This is a genomic window from Actinophytocola sp. (assembly GCF_036378875.1).
Taxonomy (GTDB): Bacteria; Actinomycetota; Actinomycetes; order Mycobacteriales; family Pseudonocardiaceae; genus Actinophytocola.
The window spans coordinates 61,990-78,997 of the sequence record NZ_DASUVO010000159.1 but is presented as its reverse complement, the minus strand read 5'-3'; the positions used below and the strand labels follow the sequence as shown (position 1 = coordinate 78,997).

11 protein-coding genes and 1 pseudogene are annotated in these 17,008 nt (G+C 68.7%); 3 read left to right on the top strand and 9 right to left on the bottom strand.

All coding sequences use genetic code 11. The features are described from left to right. Positions 1 to 192 precede the first annotated feature (192 nt). Positions 193 to 2,568: pseudogene (locus VF106_RS44375) on the bottom strand (alpha-(1->3)-arabinofuranosyltransferase domain-containing protein); the annotation flags it as partial. Between the two features lie 179 nt (positions 2,569 to 2,747). On the opposite strand from VF106_RS44375, the gene VF106_RS44370 reads away from it, so the two are divergent. Beyond that, on the top strand, positions 2,748 to 3,362 hold the full coding sequence (locus VF106_RS44370) for a class I SAM-dependent methyltransferase (protein ID WP_330846073.1): 615 nt from the start codon (positions 2,748 to 2,750) through the stop codon (positions 3,360 to 3,362). On the opposite strand, the gene VF106_RS44365 is transcribed toward VF106_RS44370, so the two are convergent. From VF106_RS44365 to VF106_RS44345, 5 genes are all read right to left on the bottom strand, one after another. Continuing rightward, positions 3,359 to 5,092 (bottom strand): hypothetical protein, encoded by a 1,734-nt coding sequence (locus VF106_RS44365; protein ID WP_330846072.1) that lies wholly within the window; start codon positions 5,090 to 5,092, stop codon positions 3,359 to 3,361. The genes VF106_RS44370 and VF106_RS44365 overlap by 4 nt on opposite strands. A gap of 159 nt (positions 5,093 to 5,251) precedes the next feature. Then, complete coding sequence (locus VF106_RS44360) at positions 5,252 to 6,880, bottom strand: substrate-binding and VWA domain-containing protein (RefSeq protein WP_330846071.1); 1,629 nt, start codon at positions 6,878 to 6,880, stop codon at positions 5,252 to 5,254. A 126-nt stretch (positions 6,881 to 7,006) separates the two neighbouring features. Next, positions 7,007 to 8,806 (bottom strand): AMP-dependent synthetase/ligase, encoded by a 1,800-nt coding sequence (locus VF106_RS44355; RefSeq protein ID WP_330846070.1) that lies wholly within the window; start codon positions 8,804 to 8,806, stop codon positions 7,007 to 7,009. Positions 8,807 to 8,953: 147 nt separating this feature from the next. Then, positions 8,954 to 9,997 (bottom strand): trypsin-like serine protease, encoded by a 1,044-nt coding sequence (locus VF106_RS44350; protein ID WP_330846069.1) that lies wholly within the window; start codon positions 9,995 to 9,997, stop codon positions 8,954 to 8,956. Positions 9,998 to 10,150: 153 nt separating this feature from the next. Beyond that, on the bottom strand, positions 10,151 to 11,797 hold the full coding sequence (locus tag VF106_RS44345) for a M14 family metallopeptidase (protein WP_330846068.1): 1,647 nt from the start codon (positions 11,795 to 11,797) through the stop codon (positions 10,151 to 10,153). 48 nt (positions 11,798 to 11,845) lie between these two features. Here VF106_RS44345 and VF106_RS44340 point away from each other — a divergent pair, with 48 nt between their 5' ends. Continuing rightward, positions 11,846 to 13,201 carry a hypothetical protein gene (locus VF106_RS44340; protein ID WP_330846067.1) on the top strand — a complete coding sequence of 452 codons (1,356 nt, stop codon included), beginning with the start codon at positions 11,846 to 11,848 and terminating at the stop codon, positions 13,199 to 13,201. On the opposite strand, the gene VF106_RS44335 is transcribed toward VF106_RS44340, so the two are convergent. Together VF106_RS44335 and VF106_RS44330 are read right to left on the bottom strand one after the other, a co-directional pair. Next, entirely contained in the window at positions 13,198 to 14,742 is a 1,545-nt protein-coding gene (locus VF106_RS44335; protein WP_330846066.1) for a succinic semialdehyde dehydrogenase, read from the bottom strand. The genes VF106_RS44340 and VF106_RS44335 overlap by 4 nt on opposite strands. After that, positions 14,739 to 15,596 carry an SDR family oxidoreductase gene (locus VF106_RS44330; protein ID WP_330846065.1) on the bottom strand — a complete coding sequence of 286 codons (858 nt, stop codon included), beginning with the start codon at positions 15,594 to 15,596 and terminating at the stop codon, positions 14,739 to 14,741. The genes VF106_RS44335 and VF106_RS44330 overlap by 4 nt, the downstream gene beginning before the upstream one ends. 270 nt (positions 15,597 to 15,866) lie before the next feature. On the opposite strand from VF106_RS44330, the gene VF106_RS44325 reads away from it, so the two are divergent. Further along, on the top strand, positions 15,867 to 16,763 hold the full coding sequence (locus VF106_RS44325) for an endonuclease domain-containing protein (protein WP_330846064.1): 897 nt from the start codon (positions 15,867 to 15,869) through the stop codon (positions 16,761 to 16,763). Between the two features lie 72 nt (positions 16,764 to 16,835). Here VF106_RS44325 and VF106_RS44320 read toward each other — a convergent pair whose 3' ends face one another. Next, positions 16,836 to 16,994, bottom strand: a complete 159-nt coding sequence (locus tag VF106_RS44320; protein WP_330846063.1) for a hypothetical protein — start codon at positions 16,992 to 16,994, stop codon at positions 16,836 to 16,838. Positions 16,995 to 17,008: the final 14 nt, after the last annotated feature.

Genomic DNA, 17,008 nt, shown 5'->3' with positions numbered 1-17,008 from the left:
GGCGGTGGTGGTGAACAAGCGCTGCACGCCATCGGGCTCCTCGCCGGTCCGTGCGAGCGTCGCGTCGCACGAACCACCGACACACGGGTAACGCGGCTGCGACCCGCGCGTGAAGACGAAACTCGCCTGCTGCGTCATGTCCGGCACCGCGTCGGCCGGCGTCGACAGCGCCCGACGTGGCTCGATACCCGGCAGGGTCAGCTCGCTGATGCCGACGTGCCCGTTGTCCCGGCCCGCCGCGACCGCGAGCACGGTCACCCGCACTCGGCCCGTGATCCCCGCCGGCAGGGAGAACCGCTGCGTCGCACCGCCGGACGCCACCTCGCGGTCCACCGAGCCCGTGTCGGTGGTCAGCCGGACCCTGGTCACCGGCCAGCCGGTCCGGATGTCGTCCACCATGGACAAGTCCACATAGGGCACCTCGCGGGGCGTGTCCAGCTCCACCTCCAGCCACTGCCCAGCCGGTCCGGTGAAGCTCGACGACTGCCACGCCGTCAGCGGATCCCCGTCCACCGCGGCGAACGGCAGCCACGACGGATCCGTGGCCGAAGCCGAGTCGGCGAACGCGACCGATGTGGACGCTGTCACGCCGAGGATCCCGCGGTACGCCGCCGTCGTCAGGTGCGTGCCGCCGCGGAACGGCAGCACGTCGGTAGACGGCCGGTCCTGCCGCGGCTGCTCGTACTCGGTGAGCGTCTGGCTCAGGTTGTCCCGGATCCGCCCGATGTTCCGCTCGCGGTGCCGCAACCCGTCGGTGACGAGCCACTCCCGCGAGTCGGCCAGTCCGCCGTCACCGGCGAACACGGTCGGCGTGCCCGGGTCGAGCGCGCCCGACTCCAGCAGTGGCAGCAACGACTCCGGCCCACCGCTGACCGTCGGCACGTCTGAAGTGGACACCGCGGACACGCGCGGCACGCTCGACGCGACCTCGTAGATCGAAAGCGGCCCGAACGACGCCACCCGCGTCACCCCGGCCGATCCCGCGAGACCGGCGCGGATCACGTGCGCCGGGGGCGCGCCCGTGGCCTGCCGGTCGATGTCGTCACGCAGCAACAGGAACCGGTAGCCGCCCCGGCTCAGGAACCCGGCCAGCGCGGGCGAGCCGCGGCCGTCGGCGAGCGCGTCCTCCACCGCGTCCATCAACCGCGTGTTCCCCTCGGAACCGAGCGGAACCTGGTTACGTACCGCCCAGGGCGACCGGGCGAGCGCCTGTGCGGGCTCGTCGACCGTGCGGCCCCAGGTGTACTCGCCGAAACCGGTGCCGGGCAACAACAACGTTCTGGCATTTGGGTCCTGATCGGACAGCCATGTCATCGCCGACCGCCAGTACCCCGGTACCTCGTCCCAACCGGGCCCCGGGCGCAACGTGAACAGCCACGCGGGCGCCGCCATGATCACCACCAGTGCCACGCCGACCGTGAGCCGCGCCCGCGTCGCCACCACGCCCGACGCCGCCCGTGCCACTCCCGGCAGCCGGCCGGTGATCGCGTGCATGAACGCGAGCATCAGCGGCAACCGCAGGACCGGCTCGAACTTGTGGACGTTCCGGAACGGCGCGAGCGGCCCGTCGAGCAGCCCTCGGACGGTCTCGGCCAGCGGGCTGTCCAGCGACCCGACATAGCCGACGGTCAGCAGTGTGAGGCCGGTGACCGTGCCGAGCACGAGAAACCGCCGCTCCGGCAGGCGGTCGCGGGCGAGCCCGAACAACCCGATCGCCGCGACCATGCCGGTCGCCAGCATCAGCACCGGGCTGTCGACCAGCAGGAACCCGGACGGCCACCACGGCGTGCCGAGCACGACGTAGGCCACCCACTGGTTCGTCCCTCGCAGCACCTCGAACAACGACATCGGCGCGGTCGTGTTCGTCGCCGACTCGATGTAGTCCAGGAACGGCATGCTGTACTCGCCGAGCAGCAGCAGCGGCAGGGCCCACCACAGGCACACGGCGGCGACCGAGACGAACCACCACACGACGAGCGTGACGTGTTCGCGGGTCCACCGGCGCGTCGCGAGCCACAGTGCCGGCAGCACCAGCGCCATGACCACCATCGAGCCGTTGACGCCACCCATCCCGAGCACGGCCAGCGCCGACAGCCCGGCCGCCCGTCGCGGGGAGCCGAAGCGGTGCGCCTTGACCAGCGGCAGCATCACCCACGGCAGCAGTGCCGCGGGCATCATCTCCAGCGACAGCGGGCCGATCTCGGTGAGCATGCGCGGCGCGAGCGCGTACCCGACGGCGCCAGCGAACCGGGCCGGCTCCGAGCCGATGTTGAGCGCACGGGCGAGCACGAGCATGCCGCCGAACGCGAGGCACAGCACCAGCGCGCTCCAGGCCCGCTGCGTGACCCACGGCGGCACGCCGAGAAGTTGCCCGGCCGCGAAGAACGGGCCCATCGGGAAGAGGTAGCCGTACGCCTGGTTCTGCAGCTCGCCGCCGGTCGCTTCCGGGTTCCACAGGTGCAGCGCACGCCCGAGAAACGCGATCGGGTCCACGACGAGGTCGAGCTTGGTGTCGAAAGTGGTCCGACCAGGTCGCTGCAGGAACGACACCACCGTCAGCAAAACCATGACCCACACAGCGGGGTTGCGCGGCCACGTTCTAACGGTGGTTAACACTCGCCTCATCCTAGGGTTAGTGTGCTCAGGTGCTAGGCAGTAGGACAGCCGGATTCGACGCGGCATGGAAATCGATCGCTGATGTGCCAGGATGGCTCAGCGAGGGACAAGCGCGCCTGCTGTGGGATGCCGTGTGCCGCTTGAGACCTGGGGCGACTGTCGTCGAGATCGGCAGCCACCAGGGCCGGTCCACGATCATCCTCGGGCACGCGGCCCGCACGGTCGGCGCGCGGGTTGTCGCGATCGACGCGTTCGTGGACGGCAGACTCTTCGGCGGTTCGTCCACTCGCGACCGTTTCGAGGCGAACATCCGAGCGGCTGGTCTGACCGACGTCGTCGAGCTGGTCGTCGGGTACTCGACGCGGCTGCGGCCGTCGTGGACCCGCCCCGTCGATTTGCTGTACATCGACGGCAAGCACGACTACTGGACCTATGTGGACGATCTGCGCTGGTCCGCCCACCTGCCGGCGGACGGCGAGATCCTGGTGCACGACTGCTTCTCCTCGATCGGCGTCACCTCGGGCACGCTCGTGAAGGTCCTGGCCGGCCGCCGTTACACCTATGTGGACCGAAGCCGGTCGCTCGCGCGGTTCACCCTGCGCCGCCCGGCTTTCAAGGACCGCTGGCGGGTGGTGGCCCAGCTGCCGTGGTTTCTCGGCAACGTGTTCCTGAAGGTGTTGCTGCGCCTGCGACTGCGGCGGGTGGCGGGATGGTTCGGCCACCGCGGCCCGTACGACCCGTTCTAGGACGCCGGCAGGCCGATCTCCAGGTCCGTGACGCACAGGGGCTGGAGGTCGCGGTTCCACGTCACCTCCACGTGGGTGTAGCCGATCCCGTTGACCGGGACGTACAGCACGTGCAGTCCTTTCTGGAACCGGACGGGAACCCGGGTGTCGCCGACGGCGACGACACCGTCGCCGGCGTCCCCGGTGAAGTAGCCGATCTTCAGCACCCGGCGACCGGAGGCCGCGCCGGTCAACGGAATGTTCACCGGTCCGACCTTGACGAGGTGGCCGCAGTCGGGTGTCGGGCCGCGCTCGTCGCGCACCGAGTCGGTGAGCCCGGTGACGGGTCGCGGGCGCCCGGTCTGGTCGAGTTGGTACAGCGTCTCGGCGGGCCGGTCGAACACCGGCGCCTCCGGCACGAGCCCGATGACCCGCGAGGTGAAGTTGTCGTAGATGAACCAGGGGATGATGATCCCCCCGGGCACCGTGGTGTCGTACAGGACGATGTGCGGCTGCTCGGCGAGCGCCTTACGCGCGGTGGCGACGTAGTCGCGCGCGTCCCTGAACTGCAGGCTCGGCGCGACCCGCACGAAGCTGACGGTGCCACCCACGACCAGCAAGGCCGCGATGGCGACCATCGGCCACCGGCGGTCGCCTCTGTCCCGGAACGCGAACGCCGCGCAGAGCACCGCGACCGGCACGGCGTCGGCGAGGTAGCGCGGGTCGGCCCCGATGTCGGGTCCCACGTCGGCGAGCCGGGTCATGGCGACGAGCGCGAGGTCGACCGCGAGGTAGCCGGCGAGGAACAGCCAGGGCAGGACCCTCCTGCTGGCCACGATGATGACGACGGCCAGCACGATGGCCGTGACGCGGACGGCGAGCGGCGGCGTCGCCCAGGTCGCACCGTTGCCGGCCGCGGCGAACGGCCCGCCGAGCAGCCCGGGCAGGAACGTGTCGACGATTGCCCGGTAGGAGAACTCGGCGACGTCGTTGGCGGGTACCGGTTTCGTGGTCTGGCTGGCCGTGAGCGCGGCGGCGAGGACCACGAAGGCGCCAATCACCGCGAGGTGCGCGGCCCACACACGCCAGTGCCGGATGAACGCCTCGCCGAAGGCCTCCCCGCGTAACACGGTCACCGCGAAGAGAATCCCGGCGATGAGCGCTGCCTTCTCGCTGAACAGGAGTCCACCGATCATCCACCCGACAGCATGGGCCGCGTCCCGGACGGCGCCGCGTTCGAGGTACCGCAGGTGCGCGAGCAGCGCGGCGGCCATGGCGACGAGCACGGGCAGCAACTGGATGCCGAACGCCCACCAGATGGTGGGAAAGAGAATCAGCGGCGACGCGGCCAGCGCGGCGAACAGCGGGAGCAGCGACCACCGGTACCCGAAGAGACGCACGAGCACACGCCAGAAGAGCCACAGCGTCACCCCGTGCATGGCGATGATGGGCAGGGCGGCGACGACGAAGTTGAGCGGCGCGACGGCGGTCAGTACCCAGGCGAGCAGATAGGTGCCGGGCATGAGGTGCCCGTTGTGGTCCTGGAAGAGATAGCTGAAGTCGAGCGGATCGGCGTGCGCGGCCCGATAGGAGATGAGGAAGTCGTCCTGCCCGAAATACCCGTGCAAGGCAACCCAGGCATGCACGAGAAACGGCACGACGGCCACCACCGCGGCGGCCACCCGCATGCGCGGCGGCGCGGGGTCCCGTTCCCGCATGTGCCGACGCCGTGCGGTCGCGACAACGGCCAAGGCTGCTCCCGGGTAGTCAACAGGCCCCGACCTATGTCCACTTGTCGCAAAGGTTAGCCGTCAGCCAGGACGCCGGTAAGTGCCTTACGGCGGCAAAGCGGTCACAGCGCACCGCAGCCGCTAGAGTGCTCGTCGAGATGCTCTTTCAGGGGCTCGGGACTACTGGCTGGGTGTGCAGTTCGGTGGCTGGCACACCAGCTTCGAGAGCGCCGTGTAGAAGATGTCGCCGATTTTGTTCGGGTCCGGGGTGGTGAAGGCCTGGCCGCCCGTCGCGCCGGCGATGGCCTGTAGTTCGCCAACGTCGATGTCGGGGCCGATGCCGATGCCGACGATCAGGATCGGGCGGCGCGGGTCCTGGAGCTTGGCCAGTTCGGTCAGGAGCGCGTCGCGGCTGATGCTGTTGTCGTCGTCGTTGCGGCCGTCCGTCATCACGATCACGACGTTGATGCGGCCCGGTTCGTAGTTCTGGCGTGCCGACTGGTACGCGGCCAGCGTGCTGTCGTACAGCCCGGTCGCGCCGTTGGGCAGTGCCTGCACCGTGCGCAGTTTGTCGATGCCGCCGGTTTTGGCCTGTTCGCTGATCGGCAGCACCGGGAGCAGTTCCTTGTAGTCCCGGTCGCCGTCCAGTTTGGTCGAGAACAGCCACACGCCGAGCTTCGTGCTCGGTCTCATCAGGCCGATGCCGATTTCGGCTGCCTTCAGTGTCACGGCCATGCGGTTCGCGCCCGTGCCCGGTACGGGTTCGTTCATCGACCCGGACACGTCGAGCAGCACCTGCACCCGGCCGCTGAGGTTGACGCCCGCCCACACGTTCAGCACGTCGTCGACCTCGTTTACCTGCGGCAGTTCCACCGGCGTCACCTTCGCCGCCGAGGTGAGGTCGGAACCGCCGCGCCTGCGGAGCATCTCGCCGTCCGGGGTGCGGAAACCCGCGTCGGACAAGGCATCCGCGGTCGCCTGCGTCATGAGCACGGTCAGGAACCGTTCCGCGGCCTCACGTTTCTGGCCCCTGGCATCCGGCAGCAGCACGAACGGGAAGTCCAGCGCCGGCACCGCCGGGTCCGCGTACACCGCGACCAGTGAGGTGCCGGAGCCTTTCGCGTTGTTCCGCAGCACCCCGTTCTCCGACACCGGGAACCCGTCCAGCGGGCCGCCCGCCGACGTGGTGCCCGGCAGGCGCGTGAACAGGTCCTCGACCGACGTCACGGTGTTCGGCGACAGCTGCCGCAGTTCCGTCGTCAGCGCGGCGGCGGGGTCCGCCGCCGACTTCATCAGGTCACGGACACCGAACAGCAGCGAGACACCGACCGGTTCGCGGGCCGGGTCGGGGATGCCGAGCGTCAGCGACGAGGCGAGCACGTCCGCCCACGTCGGTTGTTTGGCCGGCCAGCCGAGCTGTGTCGCCGCGTCCTCGGTCAGCGCGAGCACGACCGGCGAACTCGCGATCGACGTGCCGGTCGCCGGGACGTTCGCACCTCTGGCCTGCGCGCGCTGCAACCAGATCGTGGACTCCGGGATCCACACGTCCGGCGGCTGGGTGCCGTCGGACACCACGAGAGACTCCGCGGTCGCCTCGGACTCACGGCTGACCACCCGTACGTCGTAACAAGTGTCCTGTTCGGACATGTCACGTGCGGTGCGGCTGACCACCGGCGCGATCTCCGGCGACGCGGCAACATTGAGCACAGTGGTGCTGTCGCAGCTGGAGGCACGCAGCCGGTCGGCGAGGAAGTCGTATGTGAACCAGCCGACCAGCGCGAGCACCAGCAACGCCGACAGTGCGATCACCGGTGACGTGCTCCGCCACCCACGTGACCGCGCGGAGGAATGTCGCCCCATGGCTGTCGACCTCCAAAGTGGGCTGGCAGGGCGAGAATACCGGTTACGATGTGGAGTTCAAGCGGTTACGCGAGGTCAGGAGTAGAGGGAGTCGACCTCGTTGGCGAAGTCCTTCATGATGATGTTGCGCTTGAGCTTGAGCGACGGGGTCAGGTAGCCGTTCTCGGGGTTGAACTCCGTGTCCAGGATCCGGAACTTCCGCACCGCTTCCGCCTGTGACACCGCGAGGTTGCCCTCGTCGACGGCCTTCTGGATCTCCGCCTTCAGGTCCGAGTCCTCGGCGAGGTCGCTCACGGACGCGCTCGCGTCCTTGCCCGTGGTGGACTTCCAGTAGGTGAAGTACTCGGCGTCGATGGTGATGAGCGCGGCGATGTACTTCTGCCCGTCGCCGACCACGAGCGCCTGTCCGACCAGTGGGTGGGCGGCGATCCGGTCCTCGATGACCGACGGGGCGACGTTCTTGCCGCCGCTGGTCACCAGGATCTCCTTCTTGCGCCCGGTGATCTTGAGGTAGCCGTCCTCGTCGAGCGTGCCGAGATCGCCCGTGGCGAACCAGCCGTCCCCGTCGATGGCCTCGGCGGTCGCGGCCTCGTTCTGCCAGTACTGCGCGAAGATGCCCTCGCCCTTGAGCTGGATCTCGTCGTCGTCGCTGATCCGGACCGCGGTGCCCGGCAGCGGCCGCCCGACCGTGCCCGGCTTCACCAGCGTCGGGGAGTTGACCACCGACGCCGCCGAGGACTCGGTGAGCCCGTAGCCCTCGAGCACGGTGATGCCGACGCCCCGGTAGAAGTGCGTGAGCCTGGTGCCGAGCGCTGCGCCGCCGGAGATCACGTACTTCACCTGGCCGCCGAGCGCGGCCCGCAGCTTCGAGTACACGAGCCGGTCGAACACGGCGTGCTTGATCCGCAGCCCGAGCCCGGCACGGCCGTCGGCCTCGCTGTACTCGGCCGCGGTGACCGCCGCCAGGTCGAAGATCTTGCCCTTGCCGCCGGAGTGTGCCTTCTGCCGCGCTCCGTTGTAGACCTTCTCCAGCACGTACGGCACGGAGAGCAGGAACGTCGGCTTGAACGCAGCCAGGTTGTCGGTGAGGGTCTTCACGTCTGCCCAGTGGCCGAGCGTGGCACGCGCCATGAACGCCGCCACCTCCACCATGCGGCCGAACACGTGTGCGAGCGGAAGGAACAGCAGCGTCCGCGCCTCGTCGACCGTGCCGTCGCCCTTGAACAGCACCGACAGGTACTCGACGGCGTTGCGGCAGGCGGCGTACAGGTTGCGGTGGGTCAGCGCCACGCCCTTGGGCCGCCCGGTGGTGCCGGACGTGTAGATCAGCGTGGCGAGGTCGTCTGGCCGAACGCCTTCGCGGCGCTCCGCGAGCACCTCGTCCGCGACGTCCTTACCGGCCTCGACCAGCGTGTCGACCGCCTTGTCGTCGATCCGCCACACGTGCTTGAGACCGTCGAGCTTGTCCTTGACCGAGTCCACGCGCCCAGCGAGCGCCGCCGTCTCCGTGACCACTGCGACCGCGCCGGAGTTCGACAGGATCCACTCGATCTGCTCCTCCGAAGAGGTCACGTAGATCGGCACCGAGGCCCCGCCGGCCACCCAGATCGCGAAGTCGAACAGGGTCCACTCGTAGCAGTTCGCGGACAGGATCGCGACCCGATCACCCGCGCCGACACCCAACGCGACCAGGCCCTTCGCGACCTCGGCGACCTCGGCGAGGAACTGCGCGGCCGTGACGTCCCGCCACGCCCCGCCGATCTTTCTGCGGAACACGACGGTGTTCGGCGCCTGCTCGGCGTTGACGTACACGAGGTCGGCCAGGCCGCCGCTGTCAGGCACGCTGGCCAGCGGGGGAACGGCGAGTTCGCGCATGGGTCTGCTCCTCGGATACAAGGGCGCCGCCATGTCCGCCTGTGGCGACGCTACCTCACAGTAACCTGGAGTATCTTGCCTGCACGCGCGGCTGAGGGCCACCCCCGAAACGTTCTTCGTGGCCGGCCCTCAGCCTGCTCGCACACGTCAGACTGTCAGCTTCCAGTTCTTCAACAGGCCGGCGTCACCGCGGAAGATGTCCCGCACCCGCAACTGCCAGGTGCCGCTCGCGGTCTCGTTCGACGCGTTGATCGTGTACAGGTCGTTGACGTTGTCCGCCGAGTCGTCACCCTTCGCGTTCTTCAGCCGGTAGGCCGTGCCGTCCGGGGCGATCAGGTCGACGATCAGGTCACCCCGGTAGGGGTGGTTGATGTTGACCTCGACCTTCGTCTGGTTGGACGCCCGGCCGTCACACACCGCGTCCACCGCGCTGGTGATCGCCGGACCGGCGTCCGGGATGTCGACCGCCGTCGTGTTGACGAAGGGCGCACATCTCGGACCGAGCGACGCGGCCGCCGCCAGGATGGCCGGCGCGAAGGTGCTGACCTGCGCGTAGACCCCCGGGTTGAGCGGCCGGGCACAGCCGATGCCCCAGCTCGTGGTCCCGATCAGGATCCACTCGCCTGCGTTGTCCCTGCGGAACAGCGGGCCACCGGAGTCGCCCTGGCAGGTGTCCACGCCGCCGTCGTCCCAGTTGCCGGCGCAGATCTCCTCCGCGGGCACCAGGTTGGCGTAGTTGCTGCCGGCGCTGGCGCACTGGACGTCGTCGATGAACGGCACCTCGGCCTTCAGCAGGAACCGCTGCTGCGGGCCGCCCTCGACCGCGGCGCCCCAGCCCGCGACCGTGAAGGTACCGTTGTCGAACTCCGGTGTGGTGGCGATCGGGATGGTCGGGACGTCGACCGGCCGCTCCAGCCGGATCAGTGCCCAGTCGTCACCGGGTGGGCCACCGGCGCCCGGTGCGCGGTGGACGAAGTCGGACCGCACGACGACCCGGTTCGGGTCCTGCAGGTCCACCGCGCCCAGCGTGGCGGTGATGGAGGTGTTGGGACCGGTCGGGGGCACGCAGTGCGCCGCGGTCAGCACCAGTTGTTGTGTGATCATCGATCCGCCGCAGCCCATGGACAGCCGCACCACCCATGGGAACTCACCCTGCGCGGCGGGTGTACCGCCGATGACCTGCGGTTGCACGTCAGTGTCGCTCGATGGTGGGGCAGCAACCGCCTGCCCCGCCGCGGCCCCCAGGACGGCTACGGCGCTCACCGTGGCGAACGCCAGCCGTCGTCTCCAAGAGATCAATGCACCATTTCCTTTCTTTACCTGTCGGTGACGATCTCGCTCCACTCAGAAAGCGAGTCGCCAGGAGTCGATGTAGCCGGTGTCGGCGCTGTACAGGTCGCGGACCTGCAGCCGCCAGGTGCCGTTCGCGACCTCGCTGGACGCGTTCACGGTGTAGGTGGCGATGACGTTGTCGGCGGAGTCGCTGGTGGACGTGCTCTTCAGCCGGTACGCGGTCCCGTCCGGGGCGACGAGGTCGACCTGCAGGTCGCCGCGGTAGGTGTGCTTGATGTCGACCGACACGGACAGGTCGCTCGGCGCGTTGCCGGTGACACCGGTGACGGCGATCGAGCTGCTGACCGCGGCGCCGGCGTCCGGGATGGTGACGTCGCCGGCGTTCTCGAACGTCGGGCCGTCCGGCGGCGGGGTCGTGCCGTCACAGGTGAGGTTGATGACCCGCGCCGGGCAGTCGGAGTAGTCGAGCAGCATGAGGACCGCGGCGCGGTTGCGTGAGGTCTGCGCGGCGATCACCTCGTCGGGCGGGTAGAAGCCGGAGAGCCCGCCGCTGCTCGGGTACATCTCGAACGTGTAGGAGTAGATGCGCTGGTCGCCCCACAGCCAGTCGTCGATCGAGCCGTCCGTGATGTAGAGGTCGGACGCCTGCTCCGGGGTGTAGTTGTTGGTCGCCGCCATCCGCTGGCCGAGCGTGGCGAACGTGTTGTACTCGTTCTGCGTCATGCCGGGCGCCGTGTTGCTGTTCGTGTAGCCGAACGGCCACAGCACCAGCTCGCTGAACGTGTGGAAGTCGATGTTCGTCTTGATCTGCTGCACGCCGCCGACGATGCGGCCGCGCACGAAGTTGATGACGTTCGTGACCTCGGGCGACGAGGACGGCGACGGGCCGCGGTAGGTGTCGCTCGAGGTGGTGCCGGACGAGCCGCCACAGCAACCCCACTGGTAGGGCCAGTTGCGGTTGAGGTCGGTGCCGACGTTCGAGCTGCCGGAGTTCGGCTGCCGGTTCTTGCGCCAGCCCGCGTAGGAGCCGGTGCGGATGTCCCACTCACCGCCGTCCGGGTTGAGGTCCGGGATGATCCAGATCTCGCGGGAGTTGACGGCGTTGGTGATCGCGGAGTCGGTGCCGTACCTGTCGGTGAGCTCGTTGATCAGGTAGAGCGCCATTTCCACGGTCAGGTGCTCGCGCGCGTGCTGGTGGTGGGTGAAGAGGACCTCCGGCTCGGCCTCGTCCGTGCCGACGTTGTCGGAGATCTTGATGGCCACCATCTCACGGTTCTCGTGGGACCGCCCGATGACGGTCTTGCTGAGAATGCTGGGGTGGTCGGCGACGGCCTGGTTGATGACCGCGGTCATCTCGGTGAAGTTGTGGTAGTTGGAGTCGGCGCTGGGGAAGTCGAGCGGCGAGGCGTCGTTGGCCTGCGGCATGGCGTCCTGCTGCTCCGGCTCGAGCCCGAGCTCGCGGATCTGCGCGATCTCCTCCGGCGTCGCCGTGATGTTGAGCGACCCGTGCTCGAAGGAGTTGACGACGGCCCCGGTCGCGGCCACCGCGTTCCGCTCTTTCGCGGTGTCGGCCCCGGGCACCAGATACTCCGCGGTGGCACGCCCTTGCGGGTCGGACACCGCGTTGCCGTTCATGGAAAGGACAAGGGTCGCAGCGGCGAGCGCGGCAACCACGATGGACGGACGTGCGTGTCTCACGCTTCCTCCCGCAGGGGACGCCGGCCGGGGGCCGGCGCTGGAGGTTTGGTGTTCAGCTATCGACTGGAAGCGGACTTCACCGTCCGCTTCCAGTCGATAGCTGATAGTCCCCGGGGGACGGTCGACTTCACAAGAGGCCGTCTGGCCGTTACTTCTTCCCACTTCACAGACAGCGGCGATCACTCGAATGGGCGATATGCCCAGTTCAGAGCGGCGACTCCGGGGTCAGTCATCGGTCCTGCCGGAGTGTGGCCGCGGGCGCCGCGCGGCCCTCCGGATCCCGGCGTGCAGTCAGACCACCCGTTCGAGTGGCCTCCCGGCCGGTCGGCTCGGGCTAGCCTGAGTGAGCCGTCGAAGGTTCACCACGGAGCCACGGTCATGACTGCTCCTGTCCTGGTCAGCACTGGTCTACAGGCTGTTCTGGCGATCGTCCCGTTCTTCGCGCCGCCGGTGCAGCCCGAGAAGCACCAGAAGTACGTCCTGGCATCACTCGGCTTGATCGGCATTTTCGCCATTGCCGGGGGTGTGCCGCTGCATCCCGCCGCGTGGCCCACTGATCCGCTCGTGTTCACCGTTGTGTTGGTGGGTATGGCCGTCGTGCCGCCGGTGGTGGGCCTGCTCGAATCGCGGAGCAAAGGGCAGTTGGTCTATTCCACCGGCGCGCGGCCCGGTGCGTCGAACAGGTTTCCCGGTCATCTGCTGGTGAATGTGCTCGGCGCGCTGGCCGCGGCGGGACTCGTGTGGGTGGCCAGCTCCACCGATGGCTTCGACAGTTTCACGGACACGTTCGCGAACCAGGCCGCGTTCAACGTCATGTTGCCGCTCGCGGTGATCGTCGTGTTCGCCTTCGTGCGCTGGCAGCAGGTCGCCGTGTGCGCCGACCTCGACCAGCGCGTCAACCGGGAGGAAGGCTGGGAGGACTACATCACCGGCTACTCACTGCGGCACTGGCACCAGCTCTTCAATCTGCTGTACCTGATCGCGGTCACCTTCACGGCCACGACCACGATCCTTAATCTCTTCGTACATGCGATGGAGCAGGCGAAGGCGGGCCAGCCTCTCGGCGTGTCGTGGCAGATCGTCGTCGCCATCGTCGCGGCGCTGAGCTTCGCGTTCGCGTGCGGGCTCCCGTGGTCCAGGGAGCACCGAGCCGTCTACCTACTCTTTCTTACCGGCTCACCGGCCGCTTTGGGTGCGGCCCTTGTCTGGCTGTCGTGGTTGAGGGCGGACGCCTTCCGGAACGTCTTCGCCCTGTCGATCGTGGTGATCGGCTATGTCCTGTACTGCGTGGAAGCAGTGCTCGGCAACCGTCGTCGTGGGGAGAAGCTGGAGCTTTCCTACTTCTCCGCGGCCGCTGTCGCGGTGGTTCTGGTCATGCTGGTCGGCGTGCTGTACCTCTCCTAACGCAGGCGCAGCGCCTTCATCACCCGCAGTGAGGCCGCCATAAACCGTGAGTACGCGCCGTACGGCACCCAACGTGGCGGGTTCAGCAGGTCGAACCGTTGTGCCGCAACGATCTGCACTTCCGTGTACCGCAACAGGCCTTCCGCCCCGTGCCGTCGACCGAGGCCCGACGCGCCCATGCCACCCATCGGTGCGTCCGTGCTCCCGAACGCCGACGCGTAGCCGTCGTTGACGTTGACCGTGCCGGCTCGCAGCCTCGCCGCCACCCGCTGCGCGCGCGGCAGGTCGCGGCCGTAGACGCTCGCGTTCAGACCGAAATCGGTCTCGTTCGCCAGCGCCACCGCCTCGTCCTCGTCGCGGTACGGGTACAGCGAGACCACCGGTCCGAACGTCTCCGCCGCGTAGCACAGCATGTCCGGCGTGACGTCCGTCAGCACCGTCGGTTCGTAGAAGTACGGTCCGAGGTCCGGACGCGGCCGTCCGCCGGCCAGCACCGTCGCTCCCTTCGCCCGCGCGTCGTCGACGTGTTCCGACACCGTCTTCAGCGCGCGCTGCGACGTGAGCGAACCGACGTCCGCGCCGTAGCCGTACCCCGTGGCCTGCCGCACCCGACCGACCTCGGCGACGAACGCCGACGCGAACCGGTCGAAGATCGCGTCCGGCACGTAGATCCGTTCCAGGGAGAGGCAGAGCTGGCCGGAGTTGGCGAAGCAGCCGCGCACGGCCGACCGCGCAGCCGACGCGATGTCCGCGTCGTCCAGCACGATCATCGGGTTCTTGCCGCCCAGTTCCAGCGAGCAGCCGACGAGCCGTTCGCCCGCCCGCGCCGCGATCAGCGCACCGGTCCGCGACGAGCCCGTGAAGCCGATGTAGTCGCACGTGTCGACGACCGCGCCGCCGATCGTCGGGCCGTCGCCGAGCACGACCTGCAGCAGGTCGGCGGGTAGACCCGCGCGGTACAGCAGGTCGGCGCCGAAGAGCGGGCTCAACGCGGTCTGGCTGTCCGGCTTCAACACAACGGCGTTCCCCGCGATGAGCGCGGGGATGAGGTCGCCGAACGCGAGCGCGAACGGGTAGTTCCACGGCGAGATGATGCCGACCACGCCTTTCGGCTGGCGCAGCTCGCGAACCGTGATCGCGCCGGGCAGGAGACCGGCCCTTTTCCTTGGCCGCAACAGGTTCGCGGCCTTCCGGAGGTAGTAGCTGGTGACCAGCGCCGGTTCGGACAGCTCCTCGAACGCGTCGCGGCGGGCCTTGCCGGTCTCGGCCTGCAGCAGGTCGGCGACCGTTTCACGCTCGCGTAGCAGCAGAGTGTGGAAGCGGTGGAAGACGGCGAGGCGCTCACCGAGCGGGCGGGCCGCCCACTCCCGTTGCGCGCGGGATGCCCGCTCGTACGCCGTCCGTACGTCCGTTGTGGACGATTCCGGCAGCGTCGCCAACTCGCCGCCGGTGAACACCTCGGTCGTCGTGTAGGTGTCCGAAGTGGAGGAACAGACGCGGATTTTCAGCGTGGCCAGGAGGGTTTCGGTCAGCGGGCTCATCCGGCGTTCTCCCGGTCAGCGGCAGGCGCGCTCGCGGCGGCGCGGGCCTCGTACTCCTTGCGTGCCTCCGGCGAGGCGCCGAAGAGGACCTGGTCGCTCTTGAACGTGCGGGCCACCCACTCGGCCGCGGGGCGGGGGAGGACCCGCGTGAAGCGGAAGGTCGCGTCGAGGGACCGTGGCACGAACACGTCGAACTTGGGGCGCTGCAAGGTCTTCACGATCGCGTCGGCGACGTCGGACGCCTCGACCGGCTTGATGAACCGCGACTCGGGCAACCCGGCGGCGAGCTCGGTGCGCACGACCGCCGGCATCACGACGGAGATCTCGACCCCGGAGCCCCGCAGCTCCACCCGCACGGCCTCGGACAGCCCGACGACCCCGTGCTTGGTCGCGCTGTAGGTGGCGCCACCGGGGAAACCGGCCTTCCCGGCGGCGGACGAGATATTGACGATGTGCCCGGTCCCGCGCGGCCGCATGCGCCTGACCGCCTCCCGCGTGCCGTGGATGACGGCGTGCAGGTTGATGGCGAGGTGCTGCGCGGTGGTCCGGTCGTCCTCGTCCTCGAACCGCCCGACCCGCATGATCCCGGCGTTGTTGATGAGCACGTCGATGGGCCCCACCTGCTTCTCGACCTCGTCGAGAAACCGCGTGAACCCGGCCCGGTCGGTCACGTCCAGCGGCAGCGCGAGTGCCCCGACCTCATCCGCGGTCCGCTTGGCCACCTCGAGATCAAGATCCCCGATGACGACGGAAGCCCCGGCCTTGGCGAGCGCGGCGGCGGTAGCGGCCCCAATCCCCCGGGCCCCACCAGTGACAATGACAACCCTGCCCACCAGCGACCGAGCCCGCGCCATCGCAACCCCCGACATACAATCCAGCTGGAATGTTTCCCCGAGCATCCCAGCCCCCCACCCCCAAAAGCAACCCCACCGCGTGTCCAACGCTCCAGACCCGCGTGTCCAACACTCAGGACCCCTGAGTTCAACAAACAGAGCGAAGTGGGGCGGCGGGTGTTGTCAAATCGGAGCGGTTCGAAACCGGCGGCTTATCCACAGCCTGTCTACCTGTCCACAGGCAGAGCTCCACGGCCGCGCGCATCGTGCCCCAGCGCGCACAGTTGACGCATGACTGAGTTGCCACCGGGCCTCCACGGCGCACACCGGGTCTCCGAGCTGCGGCATCAGATGGGGGACATGCGCGTACGTGCGTTGCTGAACGAGGGACGCCTTGTCCGTCTGAGCAGAGGTGTGCTGGTCGACCGAACACGCCAACTCGACCTGCGTACACGAGCCGCCGCGGCCTTGTTGATGGCCGGGGGCCGGGCGGTGCTCACCAGCCACACGGCCGCCGTGTTGTTCGGCTGTACTGCCGCGGACGCTGGGCGGGTGCATGTGCTCGTCGACTATGACCGACCTCTGCGCTCGACATCTGACGTCGCCGTGCATCACGGCACCGTTTCCGAGGATGACGTCGTGTCGCTGGAGGGGTTGCGCGTCTTCGCGTTCGAGTGCGCGCTGACAGAACTGCTCTGCCGGGCGAGCCGCGAAACCGCGCTCGCGTGTGTCGATCAGGCCCTGGCGCTGACGGCGCCCGAGTCGCGAGGCGAGTTCCGTGCCGAGATCGCGCATCGGGTGGCGAAGAGAAAGGACAGTCGTGGTCGCCGCCGGGCCGAGATCCTGCTCGACCTCGCGACAGGCCTGGCCGAGTCGCCGGCGGAGAGCTGGCTGTTGTTGAAGCTGTTCGACGCGGGGCTGCCGATCCCCGCGCAGCAGGTGCCAGTCGCCGACCTGGACGGAAACGTGCGGTTCCGGCTCGACTTCGCCTGGGAAGAGGTCCGGGTCGCGCTCGAATATGACGGCTTCGCCGCGCACGTCGGTCGAGGTCTACGCGATGCGGTCCGAGAAAACGAGCTTCGCAGGCTTGGCTGGACGGTCATCCGGGCGACTGCCGCCGACCTCAGGGACCCCGCCGAACTGCTTGCCGCGATCCGGCAGGCCTTCTGGCGTCGAGTCGCGGCATAGCAGGGCGGGTTTGTTGAACTCGCGTGTCTGTTTTGTTGAACTCGCGGGTCTGGAGTGTTGGACACGCGAGGGTCAGGCGCGGGTTAGTAGTTCGGTGGACAGGCGTTCCATGTCTCGGTCTTGTATGTCGGTGCTGCCCGCCAGGTGGGGGTGGTTGGGGTTGTTGGCCTTGTTGCGCTCCAGGCCGTAGATGACGAAGGCGACGATGAGGGCGGTGATGAGGAGTTCCATGGCATTAAGTTTGC